Consider the following 19781-nt stretch of genomic DNA (forward strand, 5'->3'; position numbering starts at 1 on the left):
CTCGCGCCGAGGCAGCGACGGCCACCTCGGCCGAACGGCCACCGTTCACAGCCCGCGCAGCAAGCCGCTCAGCCGAAAGACCGACCGGGCGGGAAGGCCGCCTCCGACCGGGGCGCGGACCGGCCGAAGAACCTACCGGCGACCTCAGTCACCGCACGCCCCCCAGTGCCCGTCAGCCCATCAGCTCACCGGCCCACCGCCCCCATACCGGCTCACCGCCCCCACACCCCACCGGCACAATCACCGCATGCATCTGATCTCCGTCGTCCTCGTCGCCCTCATGGCGCTGCTGCATGCCTACATCCTGGTCCTGGAGATGTTCCTGTGGCAGCGCGGACCGGGCCGCCGCTTCCACGGCTTCGACGCCGAGCTGGCCCGCACCACCGCGCCACTGGCGGCCAACCAAGGCCTCTACAACGGCTTCCTCGCCGCGGGCCTGGTCTGGGGTCTGATAGCCGACGACCCGACCGGCCACCGCGTCCAGATCTTCTTCCTGTCCTGCATCGTCGTCGCGGGCGTCTACGGCGCGGCCACCGCCAACCGCCGCATCCTCTTCGTCCAGGCGCTGCCCGCAGCCGTGACCCTCGCCACGGTCATCGCGGCCGGCTGAGCACGATGCCGTGGCCTGAAAGCTTCATCACAGGCCACGGCCATCGAGCGCGCCGTAGCGAAGCAACGCGGGGCAACGCGGGGCACGACGTGTCGAACGCAACACGAGCGCCAACACCGCACAACGAGAAGTCGCAGGTGTTGGACTGCTACGTCGTTTTGGGAGGAAGCAGGCGGAGTGTCGTTGCCACCGGCCGCATTCGACCGTGTGCCGCTGTTTGTAGTCGCTCTTGCAGAACTAGCAAAGAGCCCGGAATCTCCGACTTGGGCCCTATTTGTGGAGCACGTGCCGAGAATCGAACTTGCTCTCGATTGGGAAGCGACGACGCGTGGGCGGCTGCGTAGCCATTGACCTGCGCTTATGTGGCGCAGCGGTGGCCGCGCGCGAGAGCGGGTTGGCCTCCGCTGGTGAACGCTGTTGTCCGCTCCTGAGGACACTCTGCGGGCACCAGCGCCGTGACGGCTGGGCCGACCGAGGCCGGGTAGGCGCCCCATGACCAAGAACCACGGTTGCCGTGCGTGTTCTATCCGGCGGGTCCGGGAGGTAGCTTGGTGGACAGGGCCCCTGAAGGAGGGCGATCCGATGCCGTGGTTCGCATGGCTGCTCGCCGCCGCGGCACTGGGTGTCGCTGAGTTCTTCACCCTGACACTCGTCTTCGGTCTGCTCGCGGGCGCCGCATTGGTTGCCGCCGTAGTCGCTGGTGTGGGAATCGGCATCCTCGGCCAGCTCCTGGCCCTGGCGGCAGCAGCGGCGGCGGGCTTCATCCTCGTCCGTCCTGTCGCGCTACGGCATATGACCCAGCAACCCATCACACGCGACGGCACGGATGCGCTGATCGGCAAGCGGGCCGAAGTCACGCAGGAGGTCACCGCGACCCGTGGCCTGATCAAACTCTCCGGCGAAGAATGGTCCGCACGCGCCCTCGACGAGAGCCTTGTGATCCCGGTGGGGGCACTGGTGGATGTGATGGAGATCGAAGGCGCCACAGCCATCGTCTACCCCCGCGAACTCCTTCCGTGAACGGCTGAGCACATAGCAACGGAGGCACTGTGGATGCAGTTGTCATTCCCATTCTTGTGGCGGCCATTGTCGTTGTCTTCCTCGTGGCCTCCGCAGTGCGGATCGTCCCGCAGGCACGCCGCTACAACATCGAGCGGTTCGGCCGGTATCGCAGGACGCTGCAACCCGGGCTGAACCTGGTCCTGCCGGTGGCGGACCGCGTCAACACCAAACTCGACGTGCGCGAGCAGGTCTACTCATCCGACCCCAGGCCAGTGATCACCGAGGACAACCTCGTGGTGAACATCGACACCGTGCTCTACTACCAGATCACGGACCCACGGGCAGCGGCCTACGAGGTCGCTGACTACCTGCATGCGATCGATCAGCTCACCGTGACCACGCTGCGGAACGTCATCGGCAGCATGGACCTGGAGGAGACGCTCACCTCCCGTGAGGAGATCAACTCCCGGCTTCGCGCCGTCCTCGACGATGCCACCGGCAAGTGGGGTATCCGCGTCAACCGCGTCGAGATCAAGGCCATCGATCCACCGCACACCATCAAGGAAGCGATGGAGAAGCAGATGCGGGCCGAGCGTGACAAGCGGGCGGCCATCCTGCACGCCGAAGGGGAGCGGCAGGCCAAGATCCTCACCGCGGAAGGCACGAAACAGAAGGACATCCTGGAGGCACAGGGCACGCAACAGGCCATGATCTTGAGGGCGGACGGCGAGGCAAAGGCTGTGGAGCTCGTCTTCCAGGCCGTCCATCGCAACAACGCCGACCCGAAGATCCTGGCCTACAAGTACCTCGAAACGCTCCCGCACCTGGCGAGCAGCGACAACAACACGTTCTGGGTGATCCCGGGGGAGCTGACCGAGGCGGTTCGGACCGTCACTCGGGCCTTCGGTGATCAGTCGACGGCAGGTCCACCCCCAACCGCGCAGCCCGGAGAAGCAGCCACCGCCACCGCCGACGACACGTCTGCCGAAGGACGGACTCCGGAACTCGATGCAGGCTGGAGCGTTTCGCTCGACGCGGCGGCGGCGGCTGATGAGGCCGGAAAGCAGGCCGCCGCCGCGGTGAGCGATGCCAAGGCAGAGGCCGAGGCCGCGAAGACGGCCCAGGTACCGCGCCGGGCGCAGACGTCCGGCGATTGAGCCCACCCTCGGTTGCCGCCAGGACCGCCGTGAGGCTCTCCGTGGGCTGTCGTCCAGTCTGTGATCCGCGGGGCGGGGATGTCGAGGAAGGGTAGGACGCAGCGGTCCGCCCATTCTCGCCGTACGGCCACACGGGCCGTAGGAACCGTGCTCATGTACTCCAGGTCTGTGCGGAGCGACTCCACCATGCGGTCGCCGGATCCAGATCCATGAGCAGGACGGGAATGGCCCCGCCGCGCGTGCAGCGGCGCCACCCGGAGTGTCAGCCGGGCTCCCGGACGACGGTTCTCAGCGGAGGCGGTCATCGAACCAGCTGACGGCGAACTCGGGATGCTCGCTGAAGCAGTTGCAGCCGTCGAAGGGCATGCGCAGCCCGAGGGCGAACGCCGATGGCTGTGCTGGACTTGACCCAGATGCCGGTGGGCTTTCGTACGTCGGGATCCGGCAGTCACCCGCTTTCGCGGACGTGATGGGCCGCCTGTGTGTCCCGCGCCGGCGCGGACGACCTCGCACTCGGCCGGATGTGGTCCTGGACGATCAGACGTACTCCTCACGCGCCATTCGTGACCACCTGAGCAAGCGTGGCATCCGGGCGGTGATCCCAGTTCCGGCGGACCAGCGGGGCCACCGACTGCGTCATGGCAGGCTCGGCGGTCGGCCACCCGCCTTCGACCGTGAGGGATACAAGCAGCGCAATACGGTCGAGCGGTGTATCAACCGGCTGAAGCAGTGGCGCGGCATCGCCACGCGCTATGAGAAGACCGTGACCATCTACCTGGCCGGACTCCACGTCGCGGGCATCTTTCTCTGGTCCGCGAGATGAAGCAGGTCGACAGGCAGAGCGCCATACTCCGGAACGACGTGCACCCAAGGCACGGTGTTCATCGGCCCTTCCCCTCCATGACCCAGGCTGTCGACCATGACCCAGGCTGTCGACCGCCATCAGCCCCGGTGACGGCAGAGAGCTGCAAAGTCTAGATCCAAACGAAACGGCCTAGATGGGCATCGTCGCCTTGAGCGGTGCTGTCCTCACTCGTCGTACGTGCCACGCCCCGGCTTCACTTGGGCGGCAGGCTCGCCGCGAAGGCGCGTCCCTCGTCGACCCAGGCGCCGAGCGCCTCCTTCTCCACGACCGCGGTGCCGTCCACCACGACCCAGCCGCGCATCGGGCGGCCGGTCATGTCGAAGATCCGCGCGCCTGGCCGTGCCAGCGCTGCATCCGTCGCATCCGGGCCGACTCTGACCATGAGGTCGCCGCCGGTGACGCCGACTGCCATGTTGCCGCGGTGCAGGAAGGCGAGCCCGCCGAACATGCGTTTCTCGCTGATCTCCGGGTCCGCGCCCAGCCGTTCCCGGATCCGCTCGGCGAGTCCTTCGTCGTACGCCACGTCACACCCCTGTTCTAGGTTCCATGCTCCACGAGGCGTGCTTCCAGATCCCGAAGGTCCTTGGCGAGGTTGCCCCGCACCTGGCGTGCGAGCAGCGGGGCGGCGAGCCGGTAGAAGCCACCTCCTCCGCCGCGGACACGGATGCGGGCAAGGGTGCCGTCAGGGTGGGGCTCGAAGGTGTACGTGACGTGCATCGGCATCGGGCCCGCCACCGAGACCATGTCGAGCAGCCCCGGCGGGTCGTACGCGGCGACCCGCAGCACGTAGTCGATACGGCGGCCCAGGAAGTGCGCCGTCCGCGTGACCTCGGCCCCGGCGCCGAAACCCCCGCTGTCCGCCTCCCGAGTCAGCTCGGCCGTACGGATCCCTTGGGTCCACTCGGCGTCGTGCCGCCAGTCCATGGCGTACGCGGCCACCTGCTCGCGCGGCAGCGGGACGACCCGCTCGGCCGTCACGTCGATCGTCATGTCTCCACCTTCCTCGCTCCCGCCCGGCGTCACCATCCGGTGAGCAGCAGATGGTTGAGGAGGAGGGCGAGTACGGCCTGGGCGGTGAGCCAGGCGCGGGGTCGGGTGAGGAACGCGCAGGCCGGCAGCAGCCACACCGCGAACGGGAGCCAGATGCGTTCCGTCTCGGCCTTGCTCATGCCGGACAGGTCGGCGACCAGGAGGGCCAGGAGAGCGGCGGACACGAGAACGGCGAGGGCGACATGGCCGGGAGGTTCGGTGCGCCGCCGAACCAGCACGGCACCCGTCCGTCGCAGCCCTGCTGCCGTCGCCAGGCCCGTGATCAGGACCGTGCAGGCGAGGTTCGCCCACACCCAGTAGCCGTAGGGGCGGATGCCGCCCACACCCTGGTAGTAGCGCGGGACCAGGAGGTGGTACGCCTCCCACCAGTCGAATCCGGCGAGGGTGAAGGCCATGGGCACCACGGCCAGACCGGCGACCAACGCCGCGAGCAGCACGGGCCGTTCCCGCACACTCCGTCGACCCAGCAGCAATACCGCCGCGCCGATCAGCGCGACGAGTGTGAGGCCGTACGAGAGGTAGCAGGTGAGCCCGAACAGCAGTCCAGATGCTGCTGCCCACCACAATGACCGTCCCCTGATCGCGAGCGCCAGCAGCGCCACGGCCCACGCCGCGACCGCCGCGAAGTACGCGTCGGCCGAGGCTCCCATCCACACCGCGGCCGGGGCCAGGACCAGGAAGGGTGCCGCTCGTCGCGCGAGGCTCTCTCCGGCCAGCGCCCGTACCGCGACCAGCGCGGCCACACATGCTGTCGCGCCGACGGCGATGCACCACACCCCGGCCCACCCTCCGCCCCGCAGGCCCACCCGGTCGAGGAGGACGAAGGTGAGCGGCGCCGCCGGAGGGTGCCCGGCGACATGGGCGGGCCAGTTGTCCGGTGATTCCACGAGGATGTGGTGGGTGAAGTCCCGAAGGGTGGCCGGGATGTCGTCGAAGCGGTCGATGACCTGGAGGTATTCGTGGCGGGCGGTCAGACGGCCCGCGATGCCACGCTGCCAGCCGTCGATCAGGGCAAGGGAGGCGATCCAGGCTGTTGCCGACGCCCAGGCCGTCGCGAGCAGGGCCTGCCAGGGCAGCCGGGCGGCGAGGACGGGACCGTAGACGACACCGGCTGCCGCCACGACCAGGGCCGCGGGGGTGCCGGGACCGACGTGTGGGTCCCAAGTGGCGAGTACCGGTGGCCACTTGACGAACAGAGTGTGGCGGGAGTGCTGGATGTGCCGTCCGACCAGGACGGCCGCCGTAACGAGGAGCGCGGCGGCCAGGGCGGCGTACAGATCGCGGAGGAGGGGGCGGGTCACCTCCGTACGCTAGGCCGGGCGGCGCGGAAGATACGGCCGTCCGGGCCGCATGTCAGCGTTTCGGCATGGGTCGCGGGCCCGCTTCGGGGGTGTCTCGGACCTACGGTCGAGCCATGACACGGTCTCCTTCCTCGCCGGGCTTCTGGCGCAGTCCCCTGCGCGGTCCGTGGCTGACGTCCGTGCTCGGTGTGGTGCTGCTCGGCGGGATCACGGTGCTGTTCGTGACCGGGCTGGTGTCCTACGCCGCCTACAACCCGAACCTTGCACGGGTCAACGACCAGACCCCGGACAAGGGGATCCTGGGCTTCTACCTCTTCCCTTGGCCCACCGACCCGCACTGGCTGTACCGGCTCAACCAGGGCGTCCATGTCACCCTCGGCATCACGCTGATCCCCGTGCTGCTGGCCAAGCTGTGGTCGGTGATCCCGAGGCTGTTCGCGCTGCCGCCGGCCCGCTCACTCGCGCACGCCCTCGAGCGGATCTCCCTGCTGCTCCTGGTCGGCGGCGCGCTGTTCGAGTTCGTGACGGGCGTGCTCAACATCCAGCTGGACTACATCTTTCCGGGGTCCTTCTACACCCTGCACTTCTACGGGGCGTGGGTCTTCATCGCCGCGTTCGTCGCCCACGCCGTACTGAAGATTCCTGCGGCGGTGGGGAACCTACGCCAGCTCGGGGACGAGGAACCGTCCGAACCGGCCACGTCGAACCCGGCCCCGCTGAATGCGGCCCCGTCCGATCTGGTCTCCCCGCGCCCGGATCCGCCGACCGTGTCGCGGCGCGGTGCCCTGTGGTTCGTCGGGGGTGGCTCGCTGCTGCTGTTTGCGACGACCGTCGGGCAGAGCTTCGACGGGTTGCCGCGGCGCACCGCCCTGCTGGCCCCGCGCGGTGGAGCCGAACCCGGCAGCGGCCCGAACGGCTTCCAGATCAACAAGACAGCCCGGTACGCCGGGATCGACGCGTCGGAGACGGCCGACGGCGCCTGGCGACTCGTCGTGACCGGACGCACCGGCACCGTCCGCCTGAGCCGTGCCCAGCTGGCCCGGCTTACCCTGCACAGCGCGGCGTTGCCCATCGCCTGTGTCGAGGGCTGGTCTACGTCCGACCAGTGGTGGCGCGGGGTGCGGCTGAGCGACCTCGCCGCGCTCGTCGGGTATGACGACGATTCACCGGACGTGCTCGTCGAGTCCCTGCAGCGGCGCGGAGCCTTCCGCCGTGCCGCCCTGCGGGCCAACCAGGTCGCCGACCCGCGCTCCCTGCTCGCCCTGTACGTCAACGGCGAGGACCTGTCCCCCGACCATGGCTTCCCGGCGCGGGTCATCGTGCCCGCGGCGCCCGGCGTGCTGAACACCAAGTGGGTGGCCCGCATGACGTTCGGAGAACTCTGATGCGCCGACCGCGGATCCCTGTAGGTAGTCCCTTCCAAATTCTGCTGCTCGCGGCCTCGTTCGCCCTCGCCGGCTATGCAGGCGTTCGCCTCCTCGCCGGCGACTGGTTTGCGGTGGCGGTGTGGTTCGTGGGCGCGGCGCTGCTGCACGATCTCGTCCTGCTGCCGCTGTACGCGGTGGCGGACCGCTCCGTCGTACGAGGGCTCGACGCGGCAGGCCACCGGGAGTGGGTGAACTACGTCCGTGTCCCGTCAGCGCTGTCCGGTCTGCTCCTGCTCGTGTGGTTCCCGCTGATCAGCGGGAAGGTGGAGCGGCGCTACCAGCTGGGCACCGGACTGTCCTCGGAAGGCTTCCTCGCTCGATGGCTGCTGATCACCGCCGTGCTCTTCGCCGGCTCGGCGCTGCTGCTGGCGCTGCGGCTGCGCAGGGCGACGAAGCAGCGGCCGCCGGCCGTCCAGTGACCGACGGCACTCCACCGTCTGCGGCGGGCGTGCCGCAGCAGGGCCGGGGTGCCGAGCCGCGCCCAGAGGAACCTGCCGTCGGACGTGGGACAGTCGACGACGTCGACGACCTGGACCTCGACGCGCTCGTCGACGTCCACTGCTGCCGTCTCGGCGATCAACAGGCCGCCCGGGGAAAGGAGCCCGGCCACCCGGTCCAGCAGAGCACGCGGATCGCCGTCGATGCCGATGCTGCCGTCCATGAGCAGGACGGTGTCCCAGCGACCCTCGCCGGGCAGGGGGTCGAAGACGGAGCGCCGCAGTGCCTCGCCCCCCAGCCGCACGGCGCTGTGGACGGCGGCCTCGCTGACGTCGATGCCGAGGACGGGCCGGCCACGGGCGGCGAGTTCCGCGACCAGGCGCCCGGGGCCGCAGCCGACGTCCAGCACGGCGCCCTCACACCTGTCCAGAACGTCCAGATCGACCGGGTCGGCGTGCGCGCACCAGCGTTCGACGTCGAGGGGCAGCAGCCAGCCGTCGGTGCGACGCAGGAACAGCGGGCCACGGCCCGCGCGCAGGGCGGTGGCGTAGGGGTCGGCGGCGGCCCAGGCCGCGGGCGTCGTGTTCATCGGCGCCTCGCCGGCCGGTACCGGGCCGGCCGGGCCGCGAACTTCCCGTGATCCGGATCGGTGGTCACGGCTCTCACTCTACGAAGGGAAGCCAGGCAAATCGGTCTGTGCTGCTTGTGAAACGCGGACGTCGGAGCGCCGGAAACCGATGGAGGCGGCCCCGGAAGCGGGCCCGATACGAGGCCGCCGCCTGGTCCCCGCTGCTGCCGAGTTCTCGTACACCTTCTGTCGCCTGCCGCAGGCATCCGTGGCCGGTGTCAGAGTTCCTCGTTCGGCCAGTCCAGCAGCCGGGCACCGATCACCGCGGTCTGGAGTATGTAACGGTGAGCCGGATCGGCGGGGTTGGCGCCGGTGAGCTTGTGGATGCGCTCCAGCCGATAGGTCAGGGCCCGCACGCTGAGCGAGAGGCGGCGGGCGGCCTCGGCGGCCACGCAGCCCGAATCGAAGTAGGCGGTGAGGGTGCCGAGGAGAGGCCCCGCGCCACCGCGAGCCGCGGTGAGCGGGCCGAGGCTGTTCAGCACGAGGTCGGCCATGGCTTGCCGGTCACGGGTCAGGACGGGGTACACGAGCAGGTCGGCAGCGCGCAGGACCGGGTCCTCCAGCTCCAGACGTTCGGCCAGTTCCAAGGCGTTGAGCGCCTCTTCGTACGAGTGGACGACTCCGCCGGCGCCGGGCTGTGCGCGGCCGATGGCGACCTGGCCGCCTTCCGTGGCCGCGTGGGCCTGCTTGGCGAAATACGCGAGGACCTCGTCCTGGTGGCCGGGGGCGATGCACAGCATGCGGCCGTCCTTGGTGGTGAGCAGGATGCTGCGGTCGCCGAAGCGGGAGATGAGCGCGCGTTCCACCTGTTGGGGAACCTTGTCGCCTTCGTCGTAGGCGGTGGGACCCTGGGCGACGGCCACGGCGTGGGCGTGTGAGAGGCGCAGGCCGAAGCGTTCGGCGCGTTCGGCGAGACGGCCCAGGTCGCTGCGTCCGTAGAGGAGGTCGTCGATGAACTCCCGGCGAGCGGCCTCCTCTTGGCGCACGGCGTGGCGTTGGGCGCGTTCGTAGCCCTCGGAGAAGGCGTCTATGACGTGGTGCAGGGCGGCCAAGGCGCTGTCGGCCGTGCCGGGAGCGGTCGGCCATGCCGCGCGGGCGGCGGTCAGATGGGCGCTGACGAGGGCGCGCAGTCCGTGACCGGCGTCCGCGGCCAGCTCACCGAGCTCCTGGCGGGAAGTGACTTCCTCCCTAGTGAGGCGCCGCCCCGTGGCCGAGACCTCGGCCAGAATCTGGGCACAGCCCTCCACATAGTGCTCGGGAATGTCCCGTTCCGTCATGTCGCCCCCGGGTTCTTAACGCGCCGATGACGGTTTCTTAGCGGTTCACCGGCATGTAGACCCTAGTGAACGCTGCCGGAAACCGGCAATGCGCTGACGCGTGCCTGCCGTGCACCATGACCTAGGGGGAGCACTACGGGGGATTCCGGTGCCGGACACCGGCAGGTGTCCGGCACCGGAGCCCGGATCGCCCGATGCGCCACCGAGCACGCGGGACCACCACTGCGGGCGGAAAGGGGGACCAACGATGCGGACGTTTCTGGCAGTGGCCACCGGCCTGCCCACGATCCTGCTGACCGCCGCCCTCGTCGTGATGGTGTGCTTCTGGTTCCTGGTTGCCGCCGGCTTCACCACCGCCTACAGCTTCGACGCGGACCTTGACCTTCGTGCGTGGGGCATGGGCGGCGTACCGGTGACGATCGCCGTCTCCTCGCTGACAGTTCTCGCCTGGTCCCTGAGCGTCGGCGGGACTCTCGTGCTGGTCGTGTTCACGTCGCCGGGACCCGCCACCGGACTGCTGCGCATGGTCGTGCCGGCCCTGGCACTGCCCGCCGCGTGGCGGATGACCCGCCTGTTGGTACGGCCCCTGCACCGTCTCTTCCCCGATGAACCCGGTCTGCCCGGCCTGGGCCGGACACGGGACCGTGACCACTGGGACGACTCGGACCGCGCAGCCTGACACACGGCTCCATCGGGTCGCGGGCCCGCCCTCCCCCCCCCAGCGCCACCTTCCTCACGCATCACCTTCCTTATGCCTCAAGGACGTATGCCATGAATGCCATCACTCTGGGCGTCGGCGTGCTCATCGCCGTCACCGCACTCGCCGTCCTCGTCGTCTCCCAGCTGTTCCGCAAGGTGGAGCAGGGCAAGGCGCTGATCGTCTCCAAACTGCGCAAGGTCGATGTGACCTTCACAGGGCAGGTCGTGCTGCCCGTGCTGCACAAGGCCGAGGTCATGGACATCTCGGTGAAGGCCATCGAGATCACGCGGACCGGCAAGGACGGGCTGATCTGCCGGGACAACATACGTGCCGACATCCGGATCACGTTCTTCGTGAAGGTCAGCAAGACGGTCGAGGACGTCATCAAGGTCGCCCAGGCGGTCGGGACCGCGCGGGCGAGTGACCGGGACACGTTGCAGGAGCTGTTCCACGCGAAGTTCTCCGAGGCGCTGAAGACCGTCGGCAAGCAGTTGGACTTCACCGACCTGTACACCAAGCGCGACGAGCTGCGGTACCGGATCATCGAGGTCATCGGCGTCGACCTGAACGGTTACCACCTGGAGGACGCGGCGATCGACTACCTGGAGCAGACGCCGCTGACCCAGCTCGACCCGGCCAACGTCCTCGACGCCCAGGGCATCCGCAAGATCACGGAGCTGACGGCCGTCGAGCACGTGCGCACCAACGAGGCCCAGCGCACCGAGGAGAAGGAGATCACGCGGCAGAACGTCGACGCCCGTGAAGCCATCCTGGAGCTGGAGCGCCGGCAGGTCGACGCGGAGACCAAGCAGAAGCGGGAGATCGCGACCGTACGGGCCCGGGAGGAGGCCGAGACGGCGCGGGTGATGGAGGAGGAGCGGCTGCGGGCGCAGGGCGCGTTCCTGGCCACGGAGGAGAAGCTCGGCGTGCAGCGCGAGAACCAGGCTCGCGAGGTCGCCGTCGCCGCGATGAACCGCGAGCGGGTCATTGCCGTCGAGAACGAGCGCATCGAGAAGGACCGCCTTCTCGAAGTCATCGCGAGGGAGCGGGAGACGCAGCTGACCCGGATCGCCGCCGAGAAGGAAGTCGAGGCGGAGAAGCGGGAGATCGCCGAGGTCATCCGGGAGCGGGTCGCGGTGGACCGTACGGTCGCCGAGCAGGAGGAGTCCATCAAGAAGCTGCGTGCCGTGGAGGAGGCGGAGCGGCAGCGGCAGGCCGTGATCATCGCCGCCGAGGCGGAGGCGCAGGAGAAGCTGGTCAAGGACATCAAGGCCGCCGAGGCAGCCGAGCAGGTGGCAACGCACCACGCGTCCGAGGAACTCACCCTGGCCGAGGCCCGGTTGAAGACGGCCGACCTCGACGCCCGCGCCAAGCTCCGCCTCGCCGAGGGCGTCCAGGCCGAAGCCGCCGCCGAAGGGCTCGCCGCCGTCCAGGTCCGCGACAAGGAAGCCGATGTCATCGAGAAGGTCGGCCGTGCGGAGGCCGTCGCCACCGAGGCCCGGCTGCGGGCCGAAGCGGAGGGCGCGCAGGTCCAGGCACTGGCGGAGGCCGCGGCCATCGGCGAGAAGCTCAAGGCCGAGGCGGAGGGTCTGACCCAGAAGGCCGCCGCGATGGCCGCCCTTGACGACGCCTCGCGCGGCCACGAGGAGTACCGGCTGCGCATCCAGGCGGACAAGGAGATCCGCCTCGCCGGGCTCGACGTACAGCGCCAGGTCGCCGAGGCACAGGCCACGGTGATCGCCACCGGGCTGGAGAACGCCGACATCAACATCGTCGGCGGCGAGTCGGTCTTCTTCGACCGGCTGGTGTCCTCGATCGCGCTCGGTAAGGGCGTCGACGGCTTCATCCAGCACTCCGAGACCGCGCAGGCGCTGGCCGGGCCCTGGCTGGACGGCACCTCCAGCTTCACCGACGACCTGAGCCGCATCCTCGGCTCGGTCTCCACGGCCGACGTGCAGAACCTGACCGTATCGACGTTGCTGATGAAGCTGATGAGGACCGGCGGGGCCGATTCGGGGCGGCTCCAGCAACTGCTCGACAAGGCAGGCGAGTTGGGTCTGGCGGACAAGCCGCTCACCGCACTCAACGGCAAGGCCGTCCACGCCTGACCGTCTCCCTCCCCAGGTCCGGAGCCGCCGCACAGGGGACGGCGGCTCCGGACCGTGTTCTTCCGACGTCCTGAAAGGGAATCCATGACGACCGGCCCGGACACCGGCACGCACGAGCCACTGGACACCGGCACGCACGGCCCGCTGGACACCGGTGCATACGAGGTACTGCGCGACCGCCTCACCACGCAGGCCGCCGAACTCGCCCACCGCACCGAGGCACTCAACGCCCGCCGCGGCGAGGAGTTCGGCTCGATGCGGCTGGAACTCGCCGGTACCGAGCGACTGCGTACCGAGCACGCCGTAGCGCCTCGGGACATCGTCGCCGTGGGAGACGTACTGCTCTTCGGCTACAACGCCGTCCCGAGCCGTGAGGCGGACACGAGTGTCGGCGATGTCCTGGCCCTGCACGACCGCAATCTTCGACGGCTGCCCGATGATGCCGTGCCCGGCCTGCTCGACGACCCCGCCTTCGTCCGGGAGTTCGCGGCCCTGCACCGCTACTACCGCCAGGCCCGTCTCCTCCGACTCCGCGGCCTCGACGGCAAGGTGCTCGCCGTCTTCCAGACCGGCGAGAAGACGGACGACGTCCGCGTCCTGCGCTGGACCCTGTCCGCCGACGGTCGGGCCACGTTCCTGGACGCACGCGGCGATCGTGACCACATCCTGCCGCCCTCCCACGACGTCGACTGGACGGCGACCACCCGCGACGACCACGTCCTCGGCCGCCATCCCCACGTCTCCATCGGTGGCGAGGTGTTCGTCTCCACCGTCGGCGGCACCCTCACCGTCAAGACCGACGACGACACCGAGACCGGTGAAGGCGTCCACACCGAGCCGGTCGACGAGCCGCTCCAGGCCCTCGCGGACGCGGACATCGCCCACACACGCGTAGGTGCCCTGATCCTGCTGCGCGTGCGCCCCTACAAGGAGGACACCGACCGCCACCTGGTGTTCAACACCCTCACCAGGGCCGTCGTCCGCCTCGACGACATCGGCAGGGCCTGCCGCCGCCTGCCGGACGACCAGGGCATCGCCTTTCCCGGCGGCTACTGCCTGGCCACCGGTAGCCACAAGACGTACGACCTCGACACGGCAGACTTGGAGTTCGAGCGGGAGATCCGCTCACCGAACGGCGAGGACGTGCTGTACGCCTTCCACGCGCGCGCCGAGGGCCGCAGCCTGCTCCTGCCGTACAACACGATCCGCAAGGAGATGGCCGCCCCGCTGTCCTGCCATGGCTGGGCGCTCCTCGACGACGGCGCGCTCGTGGTCCTGCGTGCCGACGGTGACGAGCCACAGCGGGTCCATCCCGCGCAGCTGTGGAACTCCCCGTACGTCTCCGACACCCACGCCGCCGCCCAGCCGGTCGGCACCGGCCCGCTGGCCCGCGTCGGCAACGCCGACCTCGTGCGGGGCATCGCCGGCTGCCTGTCCATCACCGGTGCCGTCGCCGAGACGACACCGACCAGCGAGGTGTACGAGGCGCTGGTGGCCGCCTGCGTCCGGGTGGCGGACACTCACCACTGGCTGGCCGACCCCGAACTCGGCGACCTCCACACCCCGCTGGCACAGGTGCGCGCCACGGCGGAACAGGTCCTGGCCGAGTTCGAGACCGTCCAGGCCCTGACCCGGCAGGCCGCCGACGCGCTCGCCGAAGCCGCCGAGCGGATCGCCGCGGTCGTACGGCGGCTGCGCGGTGAGGCACCGCGCGCAGCCGCCGCCTGGGTGACCGGGCTGACCGAGCTCCGCCATGCGCAGGGGCACCTGCTGACGCTCAAGGAGATGCGGTACGCGGACACCGCCCGCATCGACGCACTCGCCTCCGACTCCGAGGCCGATCTGGCCGCGTTCGGGCAGCGGGCCGTCGCACACCTGGCGCGTGAGGACGCCTTCGCCGGCCACCACGCGGACGTCGAGCGGCTCGTCGCGGACGCCGAGGCCATCGCGACCGTCGCCGACACCGCGCCGATGGTGGCCCGTCTCGATGAACTGGCCCAAGGGATGGGTGTGGTGACCGAGGTGGTCGCCGGGCTCGACATCGGTGAGGCCACGGTCCGCACGTCCGTACTGGAGCGCATCGCCGAGGTCCTCGGCGGAGTCAACCGGGCTCGTGCCATCCTCGAAACCCGTCGTCGCTCTCTCCTCGACCAGGAGAGCCGGGCTGGGTTCGCCGCCGAGATCGGGCTGCTGGGCCAAGCCGTAGTCGGGGCCCTCGCGGTGGCCGACAGCCCCGACGCGTGCGACGAGCAGCTCGCCCGCCTCCTGGTCCAGGTGGAGAGCCTCGAATCCCGGTTCGCCGAGTTCGACGACTTCCTCGACGTCCTCGCGGACCAGCGCGACGAGGTCCACGAGGTGTTCTCCGCCCGCAAGCAGACCCTCGCCGACACACGGGCCCGTCACGCCGAACGCCTGGCCGACTCCGCGGCCCGCGTCCTCGGCACCGTGGCCCGCCGGGCCGCCGCCCTGACGGACGCGGACGCGGTCACCACCTACTTCACCTCCGATCCGATGCCCGTCAAGGTCCGCCGCATCGCCGACGAACTGCGCGAGCTCGGCGACCAGGTGCGGGCCGAGGAGCTGGACGGCCGCCTCAAGGCCGCCCGGCAAGAGGCACTGCGCGGCCTGCGCGACCGCGCCGACCTGTACTCCGACGACGGCCGAGCCCTTCGCCTGGGCCACCACCGTTTCGCCGTGAACACCCAGCCCCTCGATCTCACCCTCGTCCCCCACGGCGACGGACTGGCCTTCGCGGTGACCGGGACCGACTACCGCTCCCCGGTCACCGACCCCGACTTCACCACCACCCGCCCGTACTGGGCCCGCCCCCTGCCCTCGGAGTCGCCCGAGGTCTACCGCGCGGAGCACCTCGCCGCCCGACTGCTGGACGAACACGGCCCCGAGGCCCTCGCGGAGGCCGACCTGCCCGCCCTCGTGCGACAGGCGGCGGAGACGGCGTACGACGAGGGCTACGAACGCGGCGTCCACGACCACGACGCGACCGCGATCCTCACCGCGCTCCTGCGCCTGCACGATGCCGCGGGTCTGCTCCGCCACGAGCCCGGCGCCCGTGCCGCGGCCCAGCTGTTCTGGGAACACGCGACGACGGCGGAGGCCCGCGCAGGCTGGACGCGGCGTGCGGTGTCGCTGGCCCGGGCAAGGGAAACGTTCGGCCTCGCCCCCGCCATCGCCGAGCTGCGGGCGGAACTGGCGGAGGCGATCGGAGGCGAGTGCGCGAGCAGCGCCGCCGCCTACCTGTTCGAGGAGCTGACCACCGGACCCGACGGCTTCGTCATCAGCGCCGGCACCCGCACGATGCTCGACAAGTTCCGCAGCACCGTGGGCACGTCCGCCTACGACGACGACCTCACCGCACTCGACGACCTGACCACCCGCAAGCAGCTCGTCGAGGCATGGCTCTCCTCGTACGCCTCCTCCACCGGCTTGGACATCACGCCCGGCGAACTGGCCCAGGCGGTGGCGGCCGAGCTCTGCCCGGATCTGGTCCGGTACGAGTCCGACGCGGCGTTGACCGCGACCGTCGAGGGCCTGCTCGGCGCGCACCCGCGCATCACCGGCCGCACGCTCACCGTCCGCATCGACGAACTCCTCGCCCGTACCCAGCACTTCCGACTGCACGAAGTCCCTGCCCACCGTGCCTACCAGCGCCGCCGGACGGCCCTGGTGACCGCCGAGCGCACGCGGATCCGCCTGGACGAGTGCCGGCCGCGTGTGATGTCCGCTTTCGTGCGGAGCAAGCTCATCGACGAGGTGTATCTCCCCCTCATCGGCGACAGCCTTGCCAAGCAACTCGGCACCACGGGCGAGACCAGGCGCACCGACACCGGTGGTCTGCTCCTGCTCATCTCCCCGCCCGGCTACGGCAAGACGACCCTCATGGAGTACGTCGCCGACCGGCTCGGCCTGATCCTGGTGAAGGTCAACGGCCCGGCGCTCGGCCACACCGTTACCTCGCTCGACCCGGCAGAGGCTCCGAACGCCACCGCCCGCCACGAGATCGAGAAGATCAACTTCGCGCTGGAGGCGGGCAACAACACCCTCCTGTACCTGGACGACATCCAGCACACCTCCCCGGAGCTGCTGCAGAAGTTCATCCCGCTGTGCGACGCCACACGCCGTGTCGAAGGTGTGCGGGACGGCGAGCCGCGCACTTATGACCTGCGCGGTAAGCGGTTCGCCGTATGCATGGCAGGCAACCCCTACACCGAGTCCGGCAGCCGCTTCCGCGTGCCCGACATGCTCGCCAACCGAGCCGACGTCTGGAACCTCGGCGACGTCGTGACGGGCAAGGACGACGCCTTCGCCCTCAGCTTCATCGAGAACGCCCTGACGTCGAACCAGGTGCTCGCTCCACTGGCCGGCCGCGAACGCGCCGACCTGGACCTCCTCATCCGCCTGGCCGAGGGTGACGGGTCGTCCCGCGCCGACCGCCTCACGCACCCGTACGCCCCCGCCGAGCTGGAGCGGATCCTGGCCGTCCTGCGCCATCTGCTCACCGCCCGGCAGACGGTTCTGGCGGTGAACGCGGCCTACATCGCCTCGGCGGCCCAGTCGGACACGACCCGCACCGAGCCGCCCTTCCAGCTCCAGGGCTCCTACCGCAACATGAACAAGATCGCCCAGCGCATCCAGCCCGTCATGAACGACACCGAACTCGCCGCGCTGATCGACGACCACTACACGGCCGAGGCCCAGACCCTCACGACCGGCGCCGAAGCCAACCTGCTCAAGCTGGCCGAGCTGCGCGGCACACTGACGGCGCAACAGGCGTCGAGGTGGGCAGAAGTGAAGGCAGCCTACGTCCGCTCCCAAGCACTCGGTGGTCCCGAGGACGCACCCCTGCCCCGCGCGGTCGCCGCGCTCGGCCTGCTCGCCGACCGGATCGCCGCGATCGAGACGGCGATCAACCGGGCCGCCGACCCGCGCCACTTGTTGGCGAACTCCCAGGCCCGCCATGCGGCGGAGCGGCAACCGGGAGCGGAGGACCACTGACATGCGTGCTTTCGGCGGGACCGCTGAGCCCGACGGGCATCACGGCGTGCCCGACCAATGGATCGGTCTTGACGCCGCTGCTCGGCGCGGGAACTGGTGATGGACCGGAGCCTCGACGCTCGTTTTCACCAGCGGGACGTCCCAATGCCGACTTCGAGGAGAGGCTTGCGCTGATCCGCAGGCACTGGTCCAACGCGAACTCTTGATTGACCACCCCGAAGTGGCCCCATGCAGCGGGCCGCCTCGGCTCAGGCCCTCCGTCCGGTCCCCTCCGGACCCGCGCCGTGCGCCCCGCCCCGTGGCTGTCGGCCGAGGAGCTCGGCCAGGCCCTGCCGGGTGGCGGCGAGGACCACCCGGTCACCGGGCCGCAGGACATAGCCCGGGTGGATGTCCCACACGAGCCCAGCAGGCCGATCGGAGTCCTCGTGTGTCGGGGTGGCGGCGAGGTCGGGGAGCCGGTCGTCCGGGGCGGCGGTGTCCAGGGCGAGGACGCGCCAGCCACCGGCCCGGAACGACTCGGCGACGGTGCGCCCCTCCAGTTGGGGGTGCCCGGCGACGTTCAGGGCCGCGAAGAGCAGGACGCGGCGTTCGACAGGGATAGCCCCCAGGATCTGGCGGCCCATCATGGCGCCGGCGAAGGCGGGCGCGGCGAGCGTGGAGACGCTGCGGCTGCGGGTGAGGGCCTGCGGGTGGGCCGCGCGCAACGTGCGGTACACCGCGGTGGCGAAGTCGTCGTCGTACAGGCGCAGCGCGACCCGTAGGTCCGGTTTGACGGAGCGTGCGTACAGGGCGGCTTCGAGGTTCGTGGTGTCACTGCTGGTGAGGGCGAGCAGGGCATGCGCGCGGTGGACCTTGGCGGCTTCCAGGACACCTTCCTGGGTCACGTCGCCCAGGACGGTGGGGACACGGAGGCGGCGGGCAAGAGGCAGGCCGCGTGCCTCGGGGTCCTCCTCGACGCACACCACCGGGATGTCGAGTTCCCGCAGCCGAGCCAGGACACGGGTGCCGATCTTGCCGAGGCCGAGCAGGACGACATGGCCGGACAGACCGCGCGGCGGGCGCCGCAGCGCCGAGACCGTACGGAAGGTGCCGAGCCCTTCCAGAACGGCCGCGAGCAGGATGGGGAGCAGCAGCAGTCCGGCCAGGCCGGACAGGAGTTGGAGTACCTGGCGGGCTGTGGGTTCGCCGATCGCCGGGTCTCCGATCGCGAACAGGTCCAGCAGGGTCAGGTACGCGGCATACAGGGGGTGGTCGTCCGTGGTCAGCCAGCTTGCCACGGCAAGGCCCAGAACACTGGCGACGAGCCCGGCCAGCGACCAACGGAGCCGACGCGAGAACAGGGAGGCGAGCGGAAGCCCCCGCCCTGCCAGACGGCCGGGCGCAAAAGCGGCGCCGGTGTGGGCGACGGCTTCGAGAACCACCGTGCCGCGGCCCGTCGCGGCGGCGACCGCATCCATGTCGGGCAGCAACGTCGGTCCCTCCTGCCCGCTCGCGTCCGAACCCTCCGCTCCCGCAGGGTCGGTGGTGGTCGACGACAGCAGGGCGAGCGTGCACAGGCCGGGGTCGGCCACCTCGCCACGACCGGGCGGGGTGCGTTCCACCGCCCGTAACAGCAGCCCGTCGGCCTGGACCACCTTGCTGGTACCGGCGACCGCGGTGGCCGCCAGCGCCGGCGCCGCCGTGTCCGCGTCCGACAGGACGGTGGTGGAGGTGTCCAGGGCGTCGGGGTCCAGGCCGGGAGCGGCGAGGACGGCGGCCTGGTCGAGGAGTTCCTCAAGGTGCTGGCCGAGCTTGCGGTTGTAGAGCCTGATCACCAGGCGCAGCCGGGGGTTGAGCCGACGGGCGGCGAGGGCCGCGTGGATGTTGGCCGCGTCGTCGTCGTGGACCAGCGCCAGCGCGGCGGCCTCCCGCACACCCGCTTCGACCAGTACCGCCTCCGTGAGGACGGGCGCTTCGAGCACCCGGGAGCCGCCTCGCCGCCGCCGGGTGCGTCAGCCGTACGGTTCATGGCGGCCTGCATCCGGCCGAGCAGAGCGGAGGCACGCATCGGGTTCGTGGCGCCGGGGATGTTGGACGTCGGGACGACGAGGGTGACCCGCTCCCGGTACACCGTCGTGAGTTCGGCCGCCAGTCGTTCGGCGAGCGCATCGTCACCGCACACGATCATGTGTCCCGGCGGAGGAACGCGGGGCGTCGGCTGAGGGA

General features: G+C 70.3%; 12 protein-coding genes and 2 pseudogenes. 8 read left to right on the top strand and 6 right to left on the bottom strand.

What is annotated here, in order from left to right; translation table 11 throughout:
• Nucleotides 1-247 precede the first annotated feature (247 nt).
• From OHO27_RS20070 to OHO27_RS20085, 4 genes and pseudogenes are all read left to right on the top strand, one after another.
• Complete coding sequence (locus OHO27_RS20070; RefSeq protein ID WP_328425844.1) at nucleotides 248-610, top strand: DUF1304 domain-containing protein; 363 nt, start codon at nucleotides 248-250, stop codon at nucleotides 608-610.
• A gap of 582 nt (nucleotides 611-1192) precedes the next feature.
• Complete coding sequence (locus tag OHO27_RS20075; protein ID WP_328425846.1) at nucleotides 1193-1630, top strand: NfeD family protein; 438 nt, start codon at nucleotides 1193-1195, stop codon at nucleotides 1628-1630.
• Between the two features lie 29 nt (nucleotides 1631-1659).
• A complete protein-coding gene (locus OHO27_RS20080) occupies nucleotides 1660-2769 on the top strand; it encodes an SPFH domain-containing protein (RefSeq protein ID WP_328425848.1) in 1110 nt (369 codons plus the stop codon).
• A 439-nt stretch (nucleotides 2770-3208) separates the two neighbouring features.
• Nucleotides 3209-3592, top strand: a pseudogene (locus tag OHO27_RS20085) (transposase); the annotation flags it as partial.
• Between the two features lie 235 nt (nucleotides 3593-3827).
• Here the strand turns inward: OHO27_RS20085 and OHO27_RS20090 are convergent.
• Genes OHO27_RS20090 through OHO27_RS20100 form a run of 3 tightly spaced genes read right to left on the bottom strand, consistent with a single transcriptional unit; the run spans nucleotide 3828 to nucleotide 5985 of the window.
• Complete coding sequence (locus OHO27_RS20090) at nucleotides 3828-4157, bottom strand: TfoX/Sxy family protein (protein WP_328425850.1); 330 nt, start codon at nucleotides 4155-4157, stop codon at nucleotides 3828-3830.
• Nucleotides 4158-4171: 14 nt separating this feature from the next.
• Nucleotides 4172-4624 (bottom strand): SRPBCC family protein, encoded by a 453-nt coding sequence (locus OHO27_RS20095; protein ID WP_328425852.1) that lies wholly within the window; start codon nucleotides 4622-4624, stop codon nucleotides 4172-4174.
• Between the two features lie 29 nt (nucleotides 4625-4653).
• Nucleotides 4654-5985, bottom strand: a complete 1332-nt coding sequence (locus OHO27_RS20100; RefSeq protein WP_328425854.1) for a hypothetical protein — start codon at nucleotides 5983-5985, stop codon at nucleotides 4654-4656.
• Between the two features lie 65 nt (nucleotides 5986-6050).
• Here OHO27_RS20100 and OHO27_RS20105 point away from each other — a divergent pair, with 65 nt between their 5' ends.
• Nucleotides 6051-7370 carry a molybdopterin-dependent oxidoreductase gene (locus tag OHO27_RS20105; protein ID WP_443059569.1) on the top strand — a complete coding sequence of 440 codons (1320 nt, stop codon included), beginning with the start codon at nucleotides 6051-6053 and terminating at the stop codon, nucleotides 7368-7370.
• Between the two features lie 316 nt (nucleotides 7371-7686).
• Here OHO27_RS20105 and OHO27_RS20110 read toward each other — a convergent pair whose 3' ends face one another.
• Entirely contained in the window at nucleotides 7687-8439 is a 753-nt protein-coding gene (locus OHO27_RS20110; RefSeq protein ID WP_328425858.1) for a class I SAM-dependent methyltransferase, read from the bottom strand.
• A gap of 257 nt (nucleotides 8440-8696) precedes the next feature.
• Nucleotides 8697-9755, bottom strand: a complete 1059-nt coding sequence (locus tag OHO27_RS20115; protein WP_328425860.1) for a PucR family transcriptional regulator — start codon at nucleotides 9753-9755, stop codon at nucleotides 8697-8699.
• A 247-nt stretch (nucleotides 9756-10002) separates the two neighbouring features.
• Here OHO27_RS20115 and OHO27_RS20120 point away from each other — a divergent pair, with 247 nt between their 5' ends.
• The 3 genes from OHO27_RS20120 to OHO27_RS20130 all read left to right on the top strand — a co-directional run bounded on the left by OHO27_RS20120 (nucleotide 10003) and on the right by OHO27_RS20130 (nucleotide 17576).
• Nucleotides 10003-10434, top strand: coding sequence for a hypothetical protein (locus OHO27_RS20120; RefSeq protein ID WP_328425862.1), 432 nt, complete (start codon nucleotides 10003-10005; stop codon nucleotides 10432-10434).
• Nucleotides 10435-10526: 92 nt separating this feature from the next.
• The gene (locus OHO27_RS20125; protein ID WP_328425864.1) at nucleotides 10527-12563 is read left to right on the top strand and encodes a flotillin family protein; all 2037 of its coding nucleotides are present in this window, start codon (nucleotides 10527-10529) and stop codon (nucleotides 12561-12563) included.
• An 84-nt stretch (nucleotides 12564-12647) separates the two neighbouring features.
• A complete protein-coding gene (locus tag OHO27_RS20130; protein ID WP_328425866.1) occupies nucleotides 12648-17576 on the top strand; it encodes a DNA repair ATPase in 4929 nt (1642 codons plus the stop codon).
• A 248-nt stretch (nucleotides 17577-17824) separates the two neighbouring features.
• Here the strand turns inward: OHO27_RS20130 and OHO27_RS20135 are convergent.
• Nucleotides 17825-19743 (bottom strand): annotated as a pseudogene (locus OHO27_RS20135) (NAD-binding protein).
• Nucleotides 19744-19781: the final 38 nt, after the last annotated feature.

It is taken from the genome of Streptomyces sp. NBC_00443 (assembly GCF_036014175.1).
In the GTDB taxonomy this organism is placed as follows: domain Bacteria; phylum Actinomycetota; class Actinomycetes; order Streptomycetales; family Streptomycetaceae; genus Streptomyces.